Here is a 20,297-nt window from a genome sequence, read left to right as displayed (position 1 = left end):
GTCGGTTTGAGTGCTGCCACGTTGGGCACGGGTGCGACCGGTACGGGGGCCGCAGGGTCCGGCACGAGCACAGGCACTGACACTGACACTGGCAGCAGCGGACCGGTGCTGGGCGACGCGATCGTCAGCAGTTCCGGCACGTTCTCGGCGGCGGCTTACCAGTCGACGGCTGCAGCCATGGGCAAGGCGGCCGGCATCGACTATCGCTACGGGCCGAACCCGGCCGCCTATGGCACGACCAGCAATACCGGGCGCACGGCCCTCGGGGCACCGGCCGACCAGTCGTACGACCCGATCTCGCTCAACAACCCGAGCGGCATCGGCGGCGACCGCCATTGCCTTCCGTTTCCGAATGGCTTCTGCGGCACCTGGCAGGTCGGCGGACCGCTGGTGGCGAGCCCCGGCGACTATTCCTCGAACATCATGCAGACGGCCTTCGTGGCCGACAGTCCGGCCCAGTACGGCGGCGTGGCTGGCCTGCAATCCATCTCCATGGCCAGCAACACGTTCGCAGAGCGGCCCCAGCCCAGCTGGGCGACGTACCAGGGGGTGTATTCCGCCACCAACGACTCCGGCGTCAACGACTTCAACCTGCTGAACTACCGCAATGCTGGCCTCAAGACAAGCGACGCCGTGGCGGTGGGCCATTGCTATGGCCGCGACACCTGGTGCGTGACCAATCTGATGGTGTTCCAGGGCGGCCTGATCGCCGCAGCCGGCAGCAATACCGCGTACAACCAGGGCACGGCACAGCTCGCGGCAGGCAAGGTGCCGACCGCGATCGCGGTGACCAACAGCGGCGAATTCGCGCTGGTCACGGTCTGGGACACAGTCAACCTGAAGGGACAGGTGGCGGTGATCGCGTTGGCCGGCCTGTGCAATGCCTGCACGCCTGACAACCCCGGCGCCTGGTACAACAACTGGGGCGAATGGAACGGCGTCTATCCCGGTCTCCCCAACCTCGGCAACTTCGCGTACATGAAGGTGCTGGGCTATGTCGACCTGCCCACCACGATGAAGGCGCCGACCGAGATCTCGGCCTCGACCGGCGTCAGTGTCGACAGCTACAACGCGACGACCAACACGTACTGGAATCTTCCGCTGAGCAGTGACAGCAACCGCACCAGCTTCTACAGCGGCGCCAACAGCGGCGGCGTTGCACGCACCGGCATTGCGGTCGTGATTTCCAAGTCGGAGCAGCAGGCGGCCTTCATCGATCTGCGTCCACTGTTCAGCTACTACCGCGAGCAGTACTTCAACGTTGCCGCCAACCCGCAAAGTGCGTTCAACAGCAAGATCGTCAACGGCCGCGGGCCGGCCGACAACCAGTGGCCCTACACCTTCACCGCGGTGCCGTCGCAGATGCCGACCGTGATCAAGACGATCAGCCTGGCCCAGCGGCCCTCGGCCGTCAAGGTGGGCCTGCTCAGCACCACCTCCCGCGCCTGGGTCGCGACGCAGGACGGCCAGCTGCACATCTACAAGCTCGGCAACTACCTCAACGCGACGACCGCCGGCACGGCGACCGATATCACCGACGCCGGCACCACCCCCGTCGCGGTCGGACGCAATCCGACCAGCATCGCCTACGTCAAGAAGGGCGGCGCCGACCACGACCTGATCGTCACCTCGCGCGGCGATCGCCGCATCGACTGGGTGCGCTTCGCGAACGACTTCAACAGCGGCATCCCGCGCGTTCCCGCGCTGTCGCTGTCCGATGCCAGCCTCGTGGACCCGATTTCGGCGGAGGACAACGAAAACCATGGCACGGAGTCTTACGTGCTGTCGGTGGCCGACTATGGCGGCAGGAAAATCTCGAACTACCGCTACGGCCCGGTCATCTTCCGGACCAACGTGACACCAGGGTGGAATTGCCAGCCGCCCAACGGTTGCCCCGTCTCCGGCAGCGGCCCCTTCGAATATGGCGGCAGCCTCTCGTTGCCCGGCGGCGTGTTCCAGGTCGTCACCTCGAACATCCCGTAACGCAAACGGGCATCAGGGAGCGTTCAGCGCGTCAAGCCGCTCGGGCGTTCCCACATCGGTCCATGGGCCCAGGTAGAGTTCCGCGCTCACCTGGGCCTTTCTCATGGCCGCGCGCAACAGCGGCGCAAGAGGGGCCTTGATGCCATCCGGATTGCCGGCGGCGATGTCGCACCAGGGCGGCGCGAACAGCGCGGCGCGGTAGAGCCCGATGGTCGAGAAGGTGAAGCGGGTTGCGGCGCCCGCGATGCCATCGTCCGTGGCCAGCCCGTCTTCGTCGAGTCCGAAATCGCCTTTCGGGTTGTGCGACGGATTCGGAACCAGCCACAGGTGTGCCAGCCGGCCGTCGGCCACGAAGCGCTCGACCGCCGCCTGGCTGAACCCGAAGTGCGGCGCGAACACGTCGCCCGCCGCCGCCCAGAAGACCTCGCCCAGCAATGGCAGTGCGCGAACGATCCCGCCCGCGGTTTCGAGCGCGCTGCCGAAGTCGCGGCCTTCGTGCGAATAGCCGAGCGTCGACGCCAGGCCTGCGCCCCACGCGCAGCACGTGCCGAAGCGCTGCTCGATCTGCTCGCCCAGCCATGCGGTGTTGACCACGAGCTGCGTGAAGCCTCCTGCCGCCAGCGCCTCCATCGGCCATTGCATCAGCGGCTTGCCGCGCACCTCGAGCAGCGGCTTGGGCGTGGCGTCCGTCAGCGGCCGCATGCGCTCGCCGCGCCCGGCCGCGAGGATCATGGCCTTGACCGTCACGCGGTAGCGGCCCCGAGCGCGCCGCGCTTCAGCGCATGCCGCTCCACGCGCGTCGGCATGAAGATCGCCTCCAGCGCTTCCATCACCGCCATGGCCTTCCTCGAATGGTCGGCGCCGATGTTGCAGACGTAGACATCGAGCGTGACGCCGCGCTGTTCGGGCCAGGTGTGGGCGCACAGATGCGACTCGGCCAGCAGCACCGTGGCCGTCACGCCGCCGGGCCCCTGCGGCGTCGCCGGAAAGCCGTGAAAGAGCTTGCCGACCACCTGCAGCCCGGCGGCCTGTGCGGTCTTGACGCAAGCCGCGCCGAGCGCTTCGGCATCGAGCAGCCAGTGCATTTCGCAGCGGCAATCGTGGAGGTCGGCGGTCAGGTGCAGGCCATGCATGGGCGGGACTCTAGCAGTCCCGCGCGGCCCTCGGCCGGGGGCCGCGCCCCCGGCCGTTAAAATCCCGGGTTCCCCCTAACCTGCTCCCAGAGAAAGCCACAAATGGCCAACCAAGCCTTGATGGCCAACGCGATTCGCGCGCTGGCAATGGATGCCGTTCAACTCGCCAACTCAGGGCATCCTGGCGCACCGATGGGCATGGCCGACATGGCCGTGGCGCTGTGGAGCGAACACCTGCGCTACAACCCCGCCAATCCGCACTGGTTCGACCGCGATCGCTTCGTGCTGTCCAACGGCCATGCATCGATGATGCTGTACGCGGTGCTGCACCTCACCGGTTACGACCTGCCGATGGACGAGCTCAAGCGCTTTCGCCAGCTCGGCAGCAAGACCCCGGGGCACCCCGAAGTCGACCTCACGCCCGGCGTCGAAACCACCACCGGCCCGCTGGGCCAGGGCATCACCAACGCCGTCGGCTTCGCGCTGGCCGAGAAGCTGCTGGCGGCCGAGTTCAACCGCAAGGGCCACGAGATCGTCGACCATCACACCTACGCCTTCCTCGGCGACGGCTGCATGATGGAAGGCATCAGCCACGAGGCGGCCGCGCTGGCCGGTGCGTGGCGGCTGGGCAAGCTGATCGCGCTCTACGACAGCAACGGCATCAGCATCGACGGCCAGGTCAAGCCCTGGTTCATCGAAGACACCGAGAAGCGTTTCGAAGCCTACGGCTGGCACGTCATCGGCCCGATCGACGGCAACGACGAGAAGGACGTTTCCAAGGCCATCGAGAAGGCCAAGAAGCACACCGACAAGCCCTCGCTCATCATCTGCAAGACGACCATCGGCAAGGGCAGCCCGAACCGCGCCGGCACCGCCAAGGCGCACGGCGAGACGCTCGGCGTCGAAGAGGTCGCGCTCACGCGCGCCGCCATCGGCTGGCCCTACCCGCCATTCGAGATCCCGCAGGCCGTGTACGACGACTGGAACCACAAGGAAGCCGGCGCCAAGGTCGAGGCCGAATGGGACGGACGCTTCGCGGCCTACACCGCTGCCTATCCGGAACTCGCTGCCGAATTCACGCGCCGCATGAAGGGCGAGCTGCCGAAGGACTTCAACCAGGTCGCCTTCGACACCGTGGTTGCCGCCCACGCCAAGGCCGAGACGGTGGCCAGCCGCAAGGCGAGCCAGCTGGCGCTCGAAGCCTTCACCGCGGCCCTGCCCGAGATGCTCGGCGGCAGCGCCGACCTGACGGGCTCCAACCTCACCAACACCAAGAGCACGCCGCCGCTGCGCTTCGATCCGAAGACCGGTGCCGTGATCCTGGGCGCCATCGAACAGTCCAAGCCGGGCGCCGAAGACGAGGCCAAGCCGAGCAGCACCGCCGACAACGCCGAGCCGCCGCACATCATCGGCCGCCACATCAACTACGGTGTGCGCGAGTTCGGCATGGCGGCGATCATGAACGGCATCGCGCTGCATGGCGGCTACATCCCGTACGGCGGCACCTTCCTCACCTTCAGCGACTACAGCCGCAACGCGGTCCGCATGGCCGCGCTCATGAAGCACCGCGTGATCCACGTCTTCACGCACGACTCGATCGGCCTCGGCGAAGACGGCCCGACGCACCAGTCGATCGAGCATGCCTGGTCGCTGCGCCTGATCCCGAACCTCGACGTCTGGCGTCCGGGCGACACGGCCGAAACCGCGGTGGCCTGGGCCGTCGCGCTGCAGAACGCCAGGCATCCGACGGCGCTGCTGCTGTCGCGCCAGAACATCGCCTACGCACCGAAGAAGGACCTGAGCGACATCAGCAAGGGCGCCTACGTGCTGGCCGAACCGATCGGCGGCAAGAAGACGCGCGCGGTCCTCATCGCCACCGGCTCCGAGGTGCAGCTCGCGCTCAAGGCGCAGGAACTGCTGGCGGCGAAGAACATCGGCGTGCGCGTCGTGTCCATGCCCTCGACCACCACCTTCGACCGCCAGAGCATCGCCTACAAGAAGAGCGTGCTGCCCGCGGGCACGCCGCGCATTGCGGTCGAGATGGGCGTCACCGCCGGCTGGTGGAAATACGGTGTCGCCGCCGTCGTCGGCATCGACACCTATGGCGAATCGGCGCCCGCGCCCGCGCTCTTCAAGCATTTCGGTTTCACGGCAGAGAACGTCGCTGCCACCGTCGAAGCAGCGCTCGCGCGCTGAACTCGATCGACCCCGTTTTCAAACCATCCAGGAGCAGACACATGGCTATCAAACTCGGCATCAACGGCTTCGGTCGCATCGGTCGCAACGTCTTGCGCGCAGCGGTGCAGAACTTCAAGAACGACATCGAGATCGTCGCCATCAACGACCTGCTCGAGCCCGACTACCTGGCCTACATGCTGCAGTACGACTCGGTGCATGGCCGCTTCCAGGGCGAGATCACGGTCGACGGCAACACCCTCGTCGTCAACGGCAAGAAGATCCGCCTCACGCAGGAGCGCGATCCGGCCAACCTCAAGTGGAACGAGGTCGGCGCCGACATCGTGCTCGAATCCACCGGCCTGTTCCTCACCAAGGAAACCTGCCAGAAGCACGTCGATGCCGGCGCGAAGAAGGTCATCATGTCCGCGCCCAGCAAGGACGACACGCCCATGTTCGTCTATGGCGTGAACGACAAGACCTACGACGGCCAGGCCATCATCAGCAACGCCAGCTGCACCACCAACTGCCTCGCGCCGCTGGCCAAGGTGGTGAACGACAAGTGGGGCATCAAGCGCGGCCTGATGACCACCGTGCACGCCACCACCGCGACGCAGAAGACCGTCGACGGCCCGAGCAACAAGGACTGGCGCGGCGGCCGCGGCATCCTCGAGAACATCATCCCTTCGAGCACCGGCGCGGCCAAGGCCGTGGGCGTGGTCATCCCCGAGCTCAACAAGAAGCTCACCGGCATGAGCTTCCGCGTGCCGACCTCCGACGTGTCGGTGGTCGACCTCACCGTCGAGCTGGTCAAGGAAGCGAGCTACAAGGAGATCTGCGCCGAGATGAAGGCGCAGAGCGAAGGTGCGCTCAAGGGCGTGCTCGGCTACACCGAGGACAAGGTGGTCGCCACCGACTTCCGCGGCGACCCGCGCACCTCGATCTTCGATGCCGATGCCGGCATTGCCCTCGATGGCACGTTCGTCAAGCTCGTGAGCTGGTACGACAACGAATGGGGCTATTCGAACAAGTGCCTGGAGATGGTGCGCGTCGTCGCCAGGTAAGCGCCTCTTTCGCCGGCTGGGCCGATGGGAGGCTCAGACCGGCGACAGCACATGGATCACGCGGCCGGCAATGAAGTCCTTGTTCTTCGCGCCGTAGGCGACCATGTGCGGCGACACCGCATGCGCGTTGAGCGCATCCAGCGTTTCCCACTTCTCGATCACGACGAAGGTGTCCGCGCCGAAGGTGCCCGGCGACGTCGGCATGCCTTCGGCATCCAAGGTGGCGACGTACTCGATGCATCCCTGTTCGGCCAGCACGGCAGGCCGGTTGGCGTGGAAGGCTTCCAGGATCCGGGCGCGTTGACCGGGCTTGGCCGTGATGACGGCGACGACATGAATCATCTGCAGAATCTCCTTGGGCTGAGGCCGCGAATTTAAGCCGTATTGGTGTTTCGCGCGGGCCGGGCCGTGCGCCATCTGCGCGCAGGCATGCCATGCCCGTGATAAAGGCTCGCGCCGCGGGTGGCGAAGGTCAGCGCGCCGCGGCGCGCCAGCGCGTCCGCCACCACCCGTTCCGCGCCTTGCGGCGCATCGCGGCTCACCGAGACGAAGGCGGTCTTGGTGTAGCAGCGCTCCTCCTTCGCCACGCGCACCCCGACGATGCGGTCCAGCACCTCGGTCGACACGTTGCCGGGATGGCCATGGTTGGGCACCTGCAGGAAGCGCAGCCTCGACGGCAGATGGATGCCCAGGCGTTCGGCGTAGTGCGCCGCTGCCGAGAGCGCCCCGATCCCGGCCGTGCCGGTCAGCAGCACCCCGTTGCCGCCGAAGCTGGCATAGAGCACGGCACTGGCATCGTTCTTCGCGCTGGTGACCGCATCGTTCGGCAGCGCCTCGAAGCGCCAGGGGCCGCCGGCCCATTCCTTCATCTTCAGAAAGAACGCGCCGGGATCGGCAGGCCGGGAGGCCGCGGCGCGCCTCGGCGATTGACCGAAGCCCGGCAGCAGCCCATCGACGTAGTGCTGCTCGTTTGGCGACAGCACCACGAACGGACCGATGCGCGCGCCCTTGAACGGCTCATGGACCGGGATGTTGCCGCGGCCGGCCAGTTCTTCCAGGCGGAAGGCGCTGCGCAGCTTGTCGCGCAGCGCCGCCGAACGCGTCCAGGGCCGATGCATCCACAACGCGCCGACCTGCAGCCGGCGCAGCACCACCGCCAGCCCGGCCGTGTGCTCGCTGTCGGGATGGGAACTCACGACATAGTCCACCCGCGAGCTCAGATAGTTGGATTCGATGTGCGCGACCAGGCGCTCGCCCGATTCCGCCGTGCCGCCGTCGTAGACCAGCACCTTGTAATTTCCCGGCAGGCCCCATCGCACGCAAAGCGCGCCGCCGCCGCTTGCGGACGACAGCAGGTCCACTTCATAGCCCATCGCGAATCCTCCTTTTTTGTGCATCACATCGTTTGATGCTATTTATTCGCAATCTGAGTTTGCGTGAAGCGCTGCCACTTTGCAAGTTAGCATGTGCATCATGTTCGTTCATGCATTTGAAATTTCGCTGGGTGCGGCCGCGTTCGTGCATGCGGGCTACCCCTTCCGCGGGCCCATCGACGAAGTGCAGGACGGACCCGTGCGGGCCGTTCAGATGAAGGACATGGATCCGCTCGATGGCGTCCACTGGGACCGCGTCACCCGCACGCGGCTCGGCGGCCGCGGCAAGGCCGACTGGCTGCTGCCGGACGATGTGCTGTTCGTCTCGCGCGGCACGCGCTTCTATGCCATCTGCCTCGATGCGCCGCCGCAGGGCGCCGTCTGCGGACCGCACCTGTTCCACCTTCGCATGAAGCCGGGCAGCGCGCTGCTGGCGGGCTTTCTCGCCTGGCAGATCAACCGGGCGCCCTTCCAGCGCGCGCTCAGGCGCGCCGCGGAGGGTTCGAGCCAGCTGAGCGTGCGCCGGCCGGTGCTCGAGGCGCTGCGCGTCAGCGTGCCCCCGCTCGCCGACCAGGCGCGCGTCGTCGAGCTGGCCCGTCTCGCCCGGAGCGAACAGCGCCTCTACGAGCGCTTGATCCGCAACCGCGACAGCATGTTCGAATCCATGGCCGAAGCGCTGGTCAGCGCTTCGGGCCATTCATAAGACCTCAGGGAAATTCATGAATCAGACCCGCATCAGCCAGGAAAGCATCAACGCCGCCGTCTGGGCCGCCTGCGACACCTTCCGCGGCACCGTCGACTCGAGCATCTACAAGGACTACGTCCTCACCATGCTCTTCCTCAAGTACGTGTCGGACGTCTGGCAGGACCACTACGACAGCTACAAGAAGGAATACGCCCACGCCGAGCCCGGCCTCATCGAGGAACTGCTCAAGACCGAGCGCTTCGTGCTGCCGCCACGCGCCAGCTTCTATGCGCTGTACAAGGCGCGCTTCGAACCCGGCAGCGGCGAGCGCATCGACAAGGCCTTGCACGCCATCGAAGACGCCAACATCGCCAAGCTGCGCGACGTCTTCCAGGACATCAGCTTCAACGCCAACAAGCTCGGCGACGAACAACAGAAGAACGACATCCTGCGCCACCTGCTCGAGGACTTCGCCAAGCCCGAACTCGACCTCAGCCCGAGCCGCGTCGGCACGCTCGACGTCATCGGCAATGCCTACGAATACCTCATCAAGAACTTCGCGTCGACGAGCGGCAAGAAGGCCGGCGAGTTCTACACGCCGCCGGAAGTCTCGGAGCTGATGGCGCGGCTCATGGATCCGAAAGAGGGCGAAGAAATCTGCGACCCGACCTGCGGCTCCGGCTCCCTGCTGCTGAAATGCGGCCGCCTGATCCGCGAGCGTACCGGCTCGCGCCGCTATGCGCTCTACGGGCAGGAAGCCATCGGCAGCACCTGGGCGCTGGCCAAGATGAACATGTTCCTGCACGGCGAGGACAACCATCGCGTGGAGTGGGGCGACACCATCCGCAATCCCAAGCTGCTGGCGAGCGACACCAGCCTGCGGCACTTCGACATCGTGGTCGCGAATCCGCCGTTCAGTCTGGAGAAGTGGGGCCATGAAAGCGCGGAGACCGACAGGTTCAGCCGCTTCCGTCGCGGCGTGCCGCCGCGCACCAAAGGCGATTTCGCCTTCATCCTGCACATGATCGAGACCATGAAGGCGGGCAGCGGGCGCATGGCGGTCGTGGTGCCCCACGGCGTGTTGTTTCGCGGTGGCGCGGAAGGGCGGATTCGCCAGAAGCTCATTGAAGAAAACCTGGTCGATGCGGTCATCGGCATTCCCGAAAAGCTCTTCTACGGGACGAGCATTCCGGCCGCGGTGCTGGTCTTTCGCAAGAACAAGCCGGATGACAGCGTACTTTTCATCGATGCGAGTCGCAGCTTCCAGCCGGGCAAGAACCAGAACGCGCTGCGCGAGGAAGATTTGCAGCGAATGCTGACTACCTATGCTGCACGTCTGCCAGTAGAAAAGTACGCGACGCTGGTGGCGCTGGAGACGATCGCAGGACACGAGTTCAATCTCAATATCTCTCGCTATGTCGATAGTGCCGCGTCAGCAATGAGCGTCGACATGTCCGAAGTGCGGCGCGAGAGAGTGGAGCTCAAGAAAGAATGGGTCGGGATCGAGGAAGAGATGGCCGTCTACTTGAAGGAACTTGGCTATGAGTAGGAATCGATCGTCATGAAGGACCGCCGCTCGAACTCGAAGGGTCGCGATACCTTGCCAACGACGAAAGGCCAGGCGGCGCTTCCAGTTGGCTGGCAATGCAAGCCGTTGGGTGAATGCGCCGGCTTCATGTCGGGCAGCACGCCGAGCCTGAACAACGCAGCATTCTGGTCCGGCGAGTTTCCATGGGTGACCGCGCGAGACATGAAAGCGCTTCGAATCGACAGCACTGCGCGTCGCATCAGCGAACTGGGCAAGGCTGTCGCAGCCGTGGCGCCGGCACAATCCGTCCTGGTTCTGACGCGTGGGATGACCTTGTTCAAAGACCTGCCCGTTTGCATCGCAGAACGGGAGATGGCCTTCAACCAGGATGTCAAAGCGCTGATTCCCGCATCGGATCTGGACGCGTCGTTTCTTGCGTACCAATTGCTCGCGAACAAGCGCGAGATCCTGCAGATGGTCGACACGGCTGGCCATGGAACTGGACGCCTCGACACCCAGCTTCTGAAGGACCTTCCCTTTGCTTTTCCGCCGCTGCCCGAACAGCGCCGGATCGCAAGAATTCTTGCGACCTGGGATCGCGCACTCGTCAATACCGAGCGCTTGATCGACAAGCTTCATGCCGAGAAGAACGCACTGATGGCGGATCTGCTGACTGGAACGCGCCGCGTTTCCGTAAGACACAAAGAACCCATGGACGCAGCATGAGCGCAATGCCGCCCGCCCACGAGCAATGCAGCGCCCGGATTTCAGCGCTGCACATGCTCTGCAACCTGGGGTGGCGCTACCTGAGTGCGGCCGAGTGCCTCGCGATGCGAGACGGCACGCGCGAAGTGCTGATCAGGCCGCGCCTGGTCGAAGTCCTGCACACGCGCCGCTTCGACTACAAGGGCAAGTCGTATCCGCTGTCCCCGAGCGCCATCGAACAGATCCTGCGCGAGTTGTCCACGCTCGGCCTGGGCGATGGCTTGCTGGCGGCCAATGAGCGCCTCTACGCCAGGCTCGCGTTCGGCATCACGGTCACCGAGTTCATGCCCGACGGCAAGAAGCATCAGCCCACGGTGCCGATCATCGACTGGGCCGACGCCACGCGCAATCGCTTCGACATCACCGAAGAACTGCGCGTGCTGTCCAGCCAGGGCACGCACCATCGCGCGCCCGACATCGTCGGCTACGTCAACGGCATCCCGCTGGTGGTGATCGAGGCCAAGCAGCCCCACGGTCCGCGGCGCAGCGGCGATGCGATGATGCTCGAAGGCATCAGCCAGCATCTGCGCAACCAGCGCGACGACGAGGTGCCGCATCTGTTTGCCTATGCGCAACTGCTGCTGTCGATCAGCCAGACCGAGGGCCGCTACGGCACCACGCGCACGCCGGCCAAGTTCTGGGCGCGCTGGAACAAGGAAGAGGAATTCGACGACGCGCAGGTGCGTGCGCTCAAGAACGCGCCGCTGTCCGCGGCCACGCATGCCGCCCTGTTCGAAGGAAAGCCCGTGGCCTTGCGCGAGTGGTTCGAGTCGCTCTGGTCGCTGCCCATGCCGCCCAACGCGCAGGACCGATTGCTGGTGAGCCTGCTCACGCCGTCGCGGCTGCTCGAACTGTTGCGCGGCTTCATTCTGTTCGACCGCCACGTGGGCAAGATCGTCGCACGCCACCCGCAGTTCTTCGGCGTGCGTTCGCTGCTCGAGCGGCTCGCTTCCTTGCGGCCCGGCGGTGCGCGCGAAGGCGGCGTGATCTGGCACACCACGGGTTCGGGCAAGAGCTTCACCATGGTCTTTCTCTCCAAGGCGCTGTTGCTGCACGAAGAACTGAAGGCCTGCCGCGTGATCGTGGTCACCGACCGACTCGATCTCGAACAGCAGCTGGCGCGCAACTTCGTGACCAGCGGCGCCTTCGGTTCGACCGTCGCGACGCAGAAGGAAGGCGAGCGCAGCAAGGCCGTCACGGGACGCGACCTGGCGCGGCGCATCGGGCAGGGCACCGAGCGCATCAGCTTCGCGCTGGTCCAGAAGTTCAACACGGCGTCGAAGCTGGCCGAGTGCCGCAACGACGCTGCCGACATCATCGTGCTGGTGGACGAAGGCCATCGCAGCCATGGCGGCGAAACGCACGAGCGCATGAAGAAGGCATTGCCGCGCGCGGCCTGCGTGGCCTTCACCGGCACGCCGCTGCTGAAGGATGACAAGACCGCGAACAAGTTCGGTCCCATCGTGCACGCCTACACGATGCAGCGCGCGGTGGAGGACCAGTCGGTCGCGCCCTTGCTCTACGAGGAGCGCGTTCCCGAACTGGTCATCAACTCGGAAGCCGTCGACCGCTGGTTCGACAGGATCACGGCCGGGCTCACGGCGGCGCAGCGCGCCGACCTGAAGGGCAAATACGCGAGTCGCGGTGCCATCTATGGCGCAGCGAATCGCATCGAGTTGATCGCGTGGGACATCGCCACGCATTTCAACGCCAATTTCAAGAAGATCAAGCCGGGCCTGAAAGGTCAGGTCGCCACCGCGAGCAAGCGTGACGCCATCCGCTACAAGAAGGCGCTCGACGCCACCGGCCTCGTCAGCAGCAGGGTGGTGATTTCGCCACCCGACACGCGCGAAGGCAACACCGAAGTCGACGAAGACGCGATGCCCGAGGTGCAGAAGTGGTGGAAGCAGAATGTCTTGAACGGCGGCGAGGACGCAACCCAGTACGAGCGCCGTGCGCTGGAGGCATTCGCTTCGGCCGGTGACCCCGATCTGCTGATCGTGGTCGATCGCCTGCTCACGGGTTTCGACGAGCCGCGCAACGCGGTGCTCTACATCGACAAGCCGCTCAAAGGGCACAACCTGATCCAGGCGGTGGCGCGTGTGAACCGGCTGCACGATGCCAAGTGCCATGGCCTGTTGGTCGACTACCGGGGCATTCTGAAAGAACTGGACACGGCGATCCGCGCCTACCAGGATCTCGAGGCGCGTACCCAAGGCGGCTTCGACGCCGCCGACCTCGAAGGCCTTTATCGCGAGGTCAGCACCGAATACAAGCGATTGCCGGCACTGCACGAGGCCATGTGGGCCTTCTTCAAGGACGTGGCGAACCGCGACGACCCCGAGCAACTCCGGCAAGCATTGAGCCCGCGCATCGCAGCCGACGCGCCGGGCGGACCGTACGACGCGCGCCAGAAGCTGCGCGATGATTTCTCGGCGGCGGTCACGGCCTTCGGCCTGTGCCTGCAGACTGCGTTGTCATCGCACAGCTTCTTCGAAGACCGGAGTTTTTCGGAAGCGCTGATCGCGCGCTACAAGCAGGATCTGCGTTTTCTGGTCGACGTGCGGCAGACCGCGCGGCGCGATGCAATGGAGACGGTCGACTACAGCGCGTACGAAGCGCAGATCGCCAAGCTGGTCGACACGCAGGTGCTCGGCGTCGAGGTGCGCGAACCCCTCGGCGTGTTCGCGATCCACAGTCTCGGCGATGTACCGGCCGGTGATGGATGGTCCGACGAGAAGACGCGCAACGAGGCCGATCTCATCAAGACTCGCCTGCGCATGACCATCGAGCAGGATCTGGCCGACGACCCCTATGCGCAGAAGGTGTTCTCGGAGTTGCTGAGCGACGCGATCGCCCAGGCCGAGGCCATGTTCGACTGTCCGCGCAAGCAGTACGCGCTGTTCAGCGAGTTCGAGCGCCTGGTGGAGGAGCGCGCCACGCCGGGCCTGCCCGAGGCGCTGGCGACGAACCCGCAGGCGCGCGCCTATTTCGGCGCGATCCTGATGGCACTGGGCGACAGCGCATCGAACGGCTTGAGTGCCGCAGAGCGTGGCCTGTACGTCGACCATGCCTTGGCCATCGGCCAGGCCGTGCAGCGCGCGGTGGCCGAGCATTCGCTGAGCGCGCAGAGCATCGAGGCCGCCATTCGCAAGAGCTTGCTGACGCTGCTCTACGGCACGCTCGGGCTCGAGAAGGCGGGCGAGGTGGTGACGCAAGTGCTGCACATCACGCGGGTCGGCCTGAGCCGGCGCGGATGAACGCGCCGTCCTCGCGCAGCTTTCGCTACGGCGACGAGCTGATCCGCTTTCGCGTCCGCACGCAGCCCGCGCGCAAGGCGCGGCGCATCGCGATCCATGTCGAGCCCGATGGCAGCGTGGTCGTCGATGCGCCGCAGGATGCCGACGACACGGCCGTCATCGCCGCGGTGCGGCAGCGTGCGGCCTGGATCAGTCAGCGCGTGGCAGACATCCGGCAACGCCTGGACAGCGCCCCGGCGCGCGAGCATGTCAGCGGCGAATCCTTGCTCTACCTGGGCCGGCGCTATCAGCTCAAGGTCGTGGCCGATGCGCCGCGCCACGGCAGCGTGCGCATGCGCGGCGCCCACATCGAGGTCGCCGCGGCACGGCCCGATGCGGCGCAGGTGCATGCGATGCTCGATGCCTGGTATGCGCTGCGTGCCCGCGAGGTGATGGCCTCGCGCCTGGCGGCCGTCGCCGCGCCGTTGCGCTGGGTGCACGCACTGCCGGCGGTTCGTCTTCGGGCCATGCGGCGGCAGTGGGGCAATTGCTCGCCCGCCGGCCGCCTGACGCTGAATCCGCACCTGGTGAAGGCGCCGCGCGAATGCATCGACTACGTGATCCTTCACGAGCTGTGCCACTTGAAGGAGCACCACCACGGACCGCGTTTCCATCGGCTGCTCGATGCCTGCATGCCGGGCTGGCGCGAAGTGAAGAAGCGGCTGGACGGCCTGGTCGATCAGCTCATGCCCTTGCGCTGAGACCAGCGCGCGACCTGGTCGGCGAGCCAGGGTCCATCGTCGAGCGCGAGGTCATGACCGGCGGAGGGATGTTCGACGAAGTCGGCGTGCCACTGCCGCGCCAGCCGTTGCGAGCAGCGCGCATCGACCAGCGCATCGCGCCGGCTCGCGAGCACCAGCAGGGGCACGGCCGGCGCCCGCGCCGGCGCGCGATAGCGCATGGCCGCAAGCAGCTGGCGCAGCGCGTTGGCGCGCGACACGGGCCGCGCATCGCGCAACGCCGTCCACGCATCGACGACGGCCGCGCCGGTCTGCGCATCCAGGTGCCGGCTGGTCAGTCGCAGGATGGTTTGCTCGCGGGGGCGGCTCGCCTGGGGCACGAACGCGAGTCCGAGCAGCGCCGCATAGTTGGCCGGCCGCAGGCGCTGGTACCAGGGATTGAAGGGACGCAGGCTGGTGTTGATCAGCACGCAGCCGGCCAGCTCGCCGGGCCACCGCACGGCCCAGTCCGCCGCCGCCATCGCGCCCAGCGACATGGCCAGCAGATGGAAGGGCGGCTCGACCGCCAGCGCCGCCAGCTGCTGGCGGCAGTGCTGCGTCGTGGCCTCGATGTCCGCCGGGCTGCGCAGACGATGGAGCCCGCCGGCGCCGGGCAGGTCGAGCGTCAGCACGCGCGCGTCGGCGAGCCGCGCGCGCAGCGTCTCGGCAAAGGCGCCCCAATGGCCGCTCTCGCGCGTCAGGCCGCGCAGCAGGATCCAGGTGGTCATCGGTGCACCCCGCGGTACCACCGCGCCATCGCCAGTTCGCGCTGATGCGCGCGTTGCGCGTCCGCGGGCAGCCAGCGTTCGTGGCTGCCCGCGGCGCGCGTGATGAAGTCGAGCCAGCCGAGGTGCGTGCGCAGCACGCGCTGCTGCCGGTGCTGGATCATGGGGTTGAAGATGCCATGGCGCGAGAAGATCTGGCGCGGGTTCTTCTTGATCCACAGCCACGAGCCCATCTCCAGCGTGAGCGGCAGGAACACGCCCTGCGCCTCGCGGCAGGCGCGCAGGTACAGGTGGTCCCAGAGGTCGCCGTGCGCGAGGTACTGGCGGCTCTGCGGCTCTAGCACGTAGCGGTGGTGCAGCAGGGTCCCGTCGAGGATCTCGCACAGCGCGTGCATCTCGGGCAGATGCGCCATCGGCCGCGCCGTGTGGGCGAAGGGAAACCAGATCCGATCGCTGAGGCCGAAGCCGGAATGGCAGTCCACCGCGATGCCGAGCGGCCGGCCCAGCAGCTCGGCCTCGACGAAGGCGCACAGCGCGGCGCTCTCGGGTTCCATCGGCGCGCCATGGGCGCCGCGATACCACGGCAGCGCGGCGCTGATGCGCTGGCCGCCGACGAGGTACGGCACGCGTTCGCGCGATTCGACCGGTGCGTTGCGCATCAGGTCGACGCCGTTGGGATTGGCGCGCGTGCCCAGCCACAGACCGCCCGGGTTGACCAGCGGCATGAACACCAGCCGGATGGTCTCCAGCTGCCGGTGCAGCGTGTCGTCCCACTGCAGGCGCATCACCAGGCTGCGCAGGTAGGCAATGGTCACCTCGGCGCCGATGCGCTCCAGCCCGTGGACGCCGCCGAAGAAGCCGACCGCCGGCACGTCCGGCTTCGCGCTGCCGAGCAGGAACGCGAGCACCGGAAAGCGCTGTCCGCCGGCTTCGACTTCGCACAGCACGCGCTGCTCCATGAGGGGCCCTGCGAGTTGGGCGAGGCCCTGCAGTTCCAGCAGTTCGGGCAGGTCCGTGGCGGTCACTCGGCGATCATGGAGTCGGGTCGGCCAGCATAGCGGCAAGGACTGCCATCAAGCCGTCACACGCGGCGGCTAGCGTGGCCCCATGCCTTCCACTTTCCTGCCACCGACACGCCATCTCCTGCGCGGGCTCGGCAGCGCCTTGCTGTGGGGCGCGGTCGAATTCGTCGCGCTCACGCGTTCGCGCTGGGCCGCGCGCCTGCACGCGCGGCATTGAGGCGCGGCGCGCTCAGGGCTTGGCGGCGTCCGGCTCCGCCATCACCATCCACGACACGCCGAAGCGGTCGGCCACCATGCCGAAGGCCGGCGAGAAGAAGGTCTTGGTCATCGGCATCTGCACCTGCCCGCCGTCGCTGAGGCCGTCGTACAGGCGCTTCGCTTCGGCCTCGGTGGATGCGGACAGCGCCAGCGAGATGCCCTGGAACGACGGCTTGCCCGAGCAGCGGCCGTCCGAGGCCATCACTTGCGTGTTCCCGATGGTGAAAGAGCAATGCATGATCTTCTCCTCGGAGCCGGGCGGGCACATCTCGGGGTTCGGCGGCTCGGGGCTTTCCTTCATGCGCATCAGCATCACCTGCTGCGCGCCGAGCTTGGTGCGGTAGAAGTCGAGCGCTTCCTCGCAGCGGCCTTCGAAGAACAGATAGGGCTGAAGGTTCATGGAATCTCCTTGAGGGTTGAGTGAGGGCGCTGTATTGTGTACAACGTACACAAACCATAGCAGAGACAATGAACGCTGTCCACATGACAACGACAATGGCCACCCGCACCCGAACCCCTTCTGCCCGCAGCACCCATCCGCCCGTGCGCAGCACCTACCGCCACGGCGATCTGCGGCGCGCGCTGCTGGAGGCCGGCGTCGAGCTGGCGCGCAGCGGCGGGCCCGACGCGGTCGTGCTGCGCGAGGCCACGCGGCGCGCGGGCGTGGTGCCCAATGCCGCCTACCGCCACTTCGCGAGCCGGCAGGCGCTGCTGGGTGCCGTGCGCGCGGCGGCGCTGTGGGCAGTGGCCGCGGCGATGGAGACCGAGCTCGCGGCCTTGCGTCCCGGCCGCAGGCGCGCCGATTTCGCACGTGCCAGCGTGCGCGCGGTGGGCACCGGCTACCTGCATTTCGCGCAGGCCGAGACCGGGCTGTTCCGCACCGCGTTCGGCGCGCCGGTCGACGTCGAAGGCGCGCCCGAAGAGGCCAAGGGCGGCCAGAGCGGACTCAATCCCTTCGAGCTGCTCGGCGCGGCGCTCGACCGCCTCGTCGAGGCCGGCGTGATGCCGCCCGAGCGCCGCCCCGGCGCCGAGTACCTGGCCTGGTCGGCGGTGCACGGCCTCGCGCTGCTCGTCATCGACGGCCCCTTGCGCGGCATGCCGCGCGCGCAGACCGAGGCGCTCGGGCAGCGGCTGCTCGACATGGTCGAGAAGGGGCTGTAGCGCCGCGCCGTTCATCCACCTGACATGCGGTCGTCACAGCCGCTGCCTACAGTCCGTCCGGCCAAACAACCCACGTCCGGACACCATGCCAACAAATCCCAAGAACGTCCTTCTCACGTCGCTCACGGCCCTCGCTGCATCGATCCTCGCCGCCTGTGGCGGCGGTAGCGGCAACGGCGGCTTCATTCCGCCGGTCACCACGCCGAAGGTGACCCTCGGCGGCGTCGTCACCGCCACGCAGTTCACGCCCGGCAGCAGCACCGATCCGACCATCGCGCCGGCCTACTATGTCGGCGCCAAGGTGTGCGTCGATGCCAACAGCAACGGCCACTGCGAGTCGTCGGAGAACCCGGTCGTGACCGATGCCAAGGGCCACTTCACGCTGACCGTGCCCGCCAACGCGGCACTCACCGCCGACATCGGCACCGACGCGATCCAAAGCGTGAGCGGCGCGAAGGTCGCCAGCCGCGACCTGCTGCGCGTCTCGCTCGACCAGGTCAACGAGCAGGCGGCCGGCACCATCGTGATCAGCCCGCTGTCGTCCGAGATCCTGCGCCAGACCGAAGCCAACGGCACCGACTACGCCACCGAGAAGCAGAACCTCGCGGCACGCCTGGGCGTCACGGCCGCCAACCTGGTCGCCGACGTCAACACCGTGACCGGTGCCGACCAGACCGCGATGCTCGCCGAGTCCAAGCCGCTCGACAACCGCTTCACCTACGCCATCACCAAGTTCGACCGCGGCGACCTCTATCCCGACGCGCTCGCGCAGCCCGGCGGCGACCCGACGCTCGGCAAGCTCGCCGGCGTCACGCCGAACGCCGCGTCGACCGGCGCCGATCCGCGCAAGCCCATCACCTTCGCGCAGGCCCAGCAGGCCGCGTTCAACGTCGAAGGCATCCCGCGCTACGACAGCGTGTTCGTCGTGATGCTCGAGAACAAGGCGACCTCGTCGATCGTCAACTCGGCCTTCGCGCCCAAGATCAACGCGCTGCTGAAGGCCGGCAACCAGCTGACCGCCTACTACGCGACCGGCAACCCGAGCGAACCCAACTACACCGCGCTCGGTGGCGCCGACGACTTCGGCATCACCGACGACAGCCAGTGGAACTGCGACGCCACCGGCGCGAATGCGGTGCAGGATCTGCCGGTGCCCGACAAGAACGCGCCCGGCCTCGCCAGCTCGCCCTTCGCCACCACCTGCACGCAGGCGGCGGCGGTGAACCACAACATCGTCGGCAAGCCCAACCTCTTCAACGCGCTCGCCGCGGCCGGCCTGACCTGGCGCACCTACAACGAGTCGCTGAACCCGGGCCAGGACTTCCGCACCGACAGCGTGGCCGATCCGGCCGTGATCGCGCAGGACCACGTCTACGCACCCGGCACGCTGGCCGGCAACACCACCGCCATCGGCACCGTGGGCCTGAACCTGCCGCTGCCGGCCGGCCTCTACAAGACCAAGCACCATCCGGGCATGGCCTACCAGAACGTGCGCAGCGCACCGGAATGGAAGTACAGCAACCGCACCATGGGCGGCGGCCAGTGGGACGACGTGCTGAAGGTCAACTCGACCAAGTACGCGATCCCCGCGAGCTACGACATGGACCAGCTCGGCACCGACCTCGCGAGCGGCAAGGTCGGCACGCTGAACTTCGTCGTGCCCGACCAGTGCGACGACATGCACGGCATTACCCTCACCGGCACGGTGGGCGGCAACCCGGCCGCCGTCACCGCGAGCGACTGCAGCAGCGTGGCCAACAACGTGCCGGTCGCCACCGGCGGCGCGATCATCACGCGCGGCGACAACTACGTCGACGCGCTGGTGAAGAAGATCGAGGCCTCGCCGCTGTGGGCCAACCGCCAGAAGCGCGTAGCGATCGTGCTGATGTTCGACGAAGGCAATGCCACCGCCGGCTTCAACTCCTGCTGCGGCTGGAACGTCTCGAACAGCACCGTCGCCAAGCCGCTGGTGCAGAACGCCGACGGCAGCTTCTCGCCGGACGCGTCGGTCAACAACTACACCAAGGGCAACCGCGGCCACGGCCAGAGCATCTTCGGCATCCTGACCAACCAGCCCAATGCGCCCAAGGGCGTGGCCGACGGCGACGTCTACAGCCACTTCGCGCTGGTGCGCACCTTCCAGGACATGTTCCAGCTGGCCGATCCGGCGGTCGACGGCTCGTACATGAACCGCTCGAAGTACACCGAGCGCTTCATCGCGCAGAACATCCTGAACCTGCCCGAGTACGCCGGCAGCGCCGACACCCACTTCGACTCGGTGCGTCCGATCAACCACGCCTGGGTCGCAGCGGCGGGCTACACCCAGAAGCAATCGGCGGACGTGGCGGTGCCGCCGCAGGTCGGCCCGGATGCGAGCCAGACCAACGTCTGGGCGCTGAAGTAGCCA

The 20,297-nt window shown here is 67.0% G+C and carries 18 protein-coding genes; 11 read left to right on the top strand and 7 right to left on the bottom strand.

Annotated elements, in window-relative coordinates; translation table 11 throughout:
• Window positions 1-105: 105 nt before the first annotated feature.
• Window positions 106-1,983, top strand: a complete 1,878-nt coding sequence (locus tag WDLP6_RS27255) for a hypothetical protein (protein ID WP_162594883.1) — start codon at window positions 106-108, stop codon at window positions 1,981-1,983.
• Between the two features lie 12 nt (window positions 1,984-1,995).
• Here the strand turns inward: WDLP6_RS27255 and WDLP6_RS27250 are convergent, their stop codons facing one another.
• Window positions 1,996-2,715 (bottom strand): nucleotidyltransferase family protein, encoded by a 720-nt coding sequence (locus tag WDLP6_RS27250; protein ID WP_162595281.1) that lies wholly within the window; start codon window positions 2,713-2,715, stop codon window positions 1,996-1,998.
• An 11-nt stretch (window positions 2,716-2,726) separates the two neighbouring features.
• Window positions 2,727-3,116: an S-adenosylmethionine decarboxylase family protein gene (locus WDLP6_RS27245; RefSeq protein ID WP_162594882.1), complete on the bottom strand. Its 390-nt coding sequence runs from the start codon at window positions 3,114-3,116 to the stop codon at window positions 2,727-2,729.
• 102 nt (window positions 3,117-3,218) lie between these two features.
• On the opposite strand from WDLP6_RS27245, the gene WDLP6_RS27240 reads away from it, so the two are divergent.
• Both WDLP6_RS27240 and gap read left to right on the top strand, forming a co-directional pair.
• Window positions 3,219-5,312 carry a transketolase family protein gene (locus tag WDLP6_RS27240; protein ID WP_162594881.1) on the top strand — a complete coding sequence of 698 codons (2,094 nt, stop codon included), beginning with the start codon at window positions 3,219-3,221 and terminating at the stop codon, window positions 5,310-5,312.
• Between the two features lie 41 nt (window positions 5,313-5,353).
• Entirely contained in the window at window positions 5,354-6,355 is a 1,002-nt protein-coding gene (gap, locus tag WDLP6_RS27235) for a type I glyceraldehyde-3-phosphate dehydrogenase (RefSeq protein ID WP_162570246.1), read from the top strand.
• A 33-nt stretch (window positions 6,356-6,388) separates the two neighbouring features.
• Here the strand turns inward: gap and WDLP6_RS27230 are convergent, their stop codons facing one another.
• Both WDLP6_RS27230 and WDLP6_RS27225 read right to left on the bottom strand, forming a co-directional pair.
• Window positions 6,389-6,697: a putative quinol monooxygenase gene (locus WDLP6_RS27230; protein ID WP_162570245.1), complete on the bottom strand. Its 309-nt coding sequence runs from the start codon at window positions 6,695-6,697 to the stop codon at window positions 6,389-6,391.
• Window positions 6,698-6,729: 32 nt separating this feature from the next.
• The gene (locus WDLP6_RS27225; protein WP_162594880.1) at window positions 6,730-7,728 is read right to left on the bottom strand and encodes a hypothetical protein; all 999 of its coding nucleotides are present in this window, start codon (window positions 7,726-7,728) and stop codon (window positions 6,730-6,732) included.
• Between the two features lie 100 nt (window positions 7,729-7,828).
• Here WDLP6_RS27225 and WDLP6_RS27220 point away from each other — a divergent pair, with 100 nt between their 5' ends.
• Genes WDLP6_RS27220 through WDLP6_RS27200 form a run of 5 tightly spaced genes read left to right on the top strand, consistent with a single transcriptional unit; the run spans window position 7,829 to window position 14,706 of the window.
• A complete protein-coding gene (locus WDLP6_RS27220; RefSeq protein WP_162594879.1) occupies window positions 7,829-8,431 on the top strand; it encodes a restriction endonuclease subunit S in 603 nt (200 codons plus the stop codon).
• Between the two features lie 16 nt (window positions 8,432-8,447).
• On the top strand, window positions 8,448-9,962 hold the full coding sequence (locus tag WDLP6_RS27215) for a type I restriction-modification system subunit M (RefSeq protein ID WP_162594878.1): 1,515 nt from the start codon (window positions 8,448-8,450) through the stop codon (window positions 9,960-9,962).
• A 12-nt stretch (window positions 9,963-9,974) separates the two neighbouring features.
• Window positions 9,975-10,667: a restriction endonuclease subunit S gene (locus tag WDLP6_RS27210; RefSeq protein ID WP_162594877.1), complete on the top strand. Its 693-nt coding sequence runs from the start codon at window positions 9,975-9,977 to the stop codon at window positions 10,665-10,667.
• On the top strand, window positions 10,664-13,966 hold the full coding sequence (locus WDLP6_RS27205) for a type I restriction endonuclease subunit R (RefSeq protein ID WP_162594876.1): 3,303 nt from the start codon (window positions 10,664-10,666) through the stop codon (window positions 13,964-13,966). Before WDLP6_RS27210 ends, WDLP6_RS27205 begins: the two co-directional genes overlap by 4 nt.
• The gene (locus WDLP6_RS27200) at window positions 13,963-14,706 is read left to right on the top strand and encodes a M48 family metallopeptidase (RefSeq protein ID WP_162594875.1); all 744 of its coding nucleotides are present in this window, start codon (window positions 13,963-13,965) and stop codon (window positions 14,704-14,706) included. Before WDLP6_RS27205 ends, WDLP6_RS27200 begins: the two co-directional genes overlap by 4 nt.
• Here the strand turns inward: WDLP6_RS27200 and WDLP6_RS27195 are convergent.
• The gene (locus WDLP6_RS27195; protein ID WP_162594874.1) at window positions 14,685-15,452 is read right to left on the bottom strand and encodes an alpha/beta fold hydrolase; all 768 of its coding nucleotides are present in this window, start codon (window positions 15,450-15,452) and stop codon (window positions 14,685-14,687) included. The genes WDLP6_RS27200 and WDLP6_RS27195 overlap by 22 nt on opposite strands.
• Window positions 15,449-16,474: a M14 family zinc carboxypeptidase gene (locus WDLP6_RS27190; protein ID WP_232077366.1), complete on the bottom strand. Its 1,026-nt coding sequence runs from the start codon at window positions 16,472-16,474 to the stop codon at window positions 15,449-15,451. Before WDLP6_RS27190 ends, WDLP6_RS27195 begins: the two co-directional genes overlap by 4 nt.
• Before the next feature lie 82 nt (window positions 16,475-16,556).
• Here WDLP6_RS27190 and WDLP6_RS35405 point away from each other — a divergent pair, with 82 nt between their 5' ends.
• Complete coding sequence (locus WDLP6_RS35405) at window positions 16,557-16,688, top strand: hypothetical protein (RefSeq protein ID WP_269475592.1); 132 nt, start codon at window positions 16,557-16,559, stop codon at window positions 16,686-16,688.
• Between the two features lie 12 nt (window positions 16,689-16,700).
• Here WDLP6_RS35405 and WDLP6_RS27185 read toward each other — a convergent pair whose 3' ends face one another.
• Window positions 16,701-17,129: a VOC family protein gene (locus WDLP6_RS27185; RefSeq protein WP_162594873.1), complete on the bottom strand. Its 429-nt coding sequence runs from the start codon at window positions 17,127-17,129 to the stop codon at window positions 16,701-16,703.
• Between the two features lie 95 nt (window positions 17,130-17,224).
• Here WDLP6_RS27185 and WDLP6_RS27180 point away from each other — a divergent pair, with 95 nt between their 5' ends.
• On the top strand, window positions 17,225-17,890 hold the full coding sequence (locus tag WDLP6_RS27180) for a TetR/AcrR family transcriptional regulator (RefSeq protein WP_232077359.1): 666 nt from the start codon (window positions 17,225-17,227) through the stop codon (window positions 17,888-17,890).
• 85 nt (window positions 17,891-17,975) lie between these two features.
• Complete coding sequence (locus tag WDLP6_RS27175; protein ID WP_162594871.1) at window positions 17,976-20,294, top strand: phosphoesterase; 2,319 nt, start codon at window positions 17,976-17,978, stop codon at window positions 20,292-20,294.
• Window positions 20,295-20,297: the final 3 nt, after the last annotated feature.

This window comes from Variovorax sp. PBL-E5, assembly GCF_901827185.1.
GTDB lineage: Bacteria > Pseudomonadota > Gammaproteobacteria > Burkholderiales > Burkholderiaceae_C > Variovorax.
The sequence above is the reverse complement of the archived record's forward strand: the minus strand, read 5'-3'. Positions and strand labels throughout refer to the sequence as shown.

Excerpts from the sequence above, each read along its gene's own strand:
- WDLP6_RS27195 (WP_162594874.1), bottom strand. The coding sequence starts at position 15,452 with ATGACCACCTGGATCCTGCTGCGCGGCCTGACGCGCGAGAGCGGCCAT.
- WDLP6_RS27175 (WP_162594871.1), top strand. The coding sequence starts at position 17,976 with ATGCCAACAAATCCCAAGAACGTCCTTCTCACGTCGCTCACGGCCCTC.
- WDLP6_RS27220 (WP_162594879.1), top strand. The coding sequence starts at position 7,829 with ATGTTCGTTCATGCATTTGAAATTTCGCTGGGTGCGGCCGCGTTCGTG.
- WDLP6_RS27185 (WP_162594873.1), bottom strand. The coding sequence starts at position 17,129 with ATGAACCTTCAGCCCTATCTGTTCTTCGAAGGCCGCTGCGAGGAAGCG.
- WDLP6_RS35405 (WP_269475592.1), top strand. The coding sequence starts at position 16,557 with ATGCCTTCCACTTTCCTGCCACCGACACGCCATCTCCTGCGCGGGCTC.
- WDLP6_RS27230 (WP_162570245.1), bottom strand. The coding sequence starts at position 6,697 with ATGATTCATGTCGTCGCCGTCATCACGGCCAAGCCCGGTCAACGCGCC.
- WDLP6_RS27205 (WP_162594876.1), top strand. The coding sequence starts at position 10,664 with ATGAGCGCAATGCCGCCCGCCCACGAGCAATGCAGCGCCCGGATTTCA.
- WDLP6_RS27250 (WP_162595281.1), bottom strand. The coding sequence starts at position 2,715 with ATGATCCTCGCGGCCGGGCGCGGCGAGCGCATGCGGCCGCTGACGGAC.
- WDLP6_RS27200 (WP_162594875.1), top strand. The coding sequence starts at position 13,963 with ATGAACGCGCCGTCCTCGCGCAGCTTTCGCTACGGCGACGAGCTGATC.
- WDLP6_RS27225 (WP_162594880.1), bottom strand. The coding sequence starts at position 7,728 with ATGGGCTATGAAGTGGACCTGCTGTCGTCCGCAAGCGGCGGCGGCGCG.
- WDLP6_RS27180 (WP_232077359.1), top strand. The coding sequence starts at position 17,225 with ATGGCCACCCGCACCCGAACCCCTTCTGCCCGCAGCACCCATCCGCCC.
- WDLP6_RS27240 (WP_162594881.1), top strand. The coding sequence starts at position 3,219 with ATGGCCAACCAAGCCTTGATGGCCAACGCGATTCGCGCGCTGGCAATG.
- gap (WP_162570246.1), top strand. The coding sequence starts at position 5,354 with ATGGCTATCAAACTCGGCATCAACGGCTTCGGTCGCATCGGTCGCAAC.
- WDLP6_RS27210 (WP_162594877.1), top strand. The coding sequence starts at position 9,975 with ATGAAGGACCGCCGCTCGAACTCGAAGGGTCGCGATACCTTGCCAACG.
- WDLP6_RS27215 (WP_162594878.1), top strand. The coding sequence starts at position 8,448 with ATGAATCAGACCCGCATCAGCCAGGAAAGCATCAACGCCGCCGTCTGG.
- WDLP6_RS27245 (WP_162594882.1), bottom strand. The coding sequence starts at position 3,116 with ATGCATGGCCTGCACCTGACCGCCGACCTCCACGATTGCCGCTGCGAA.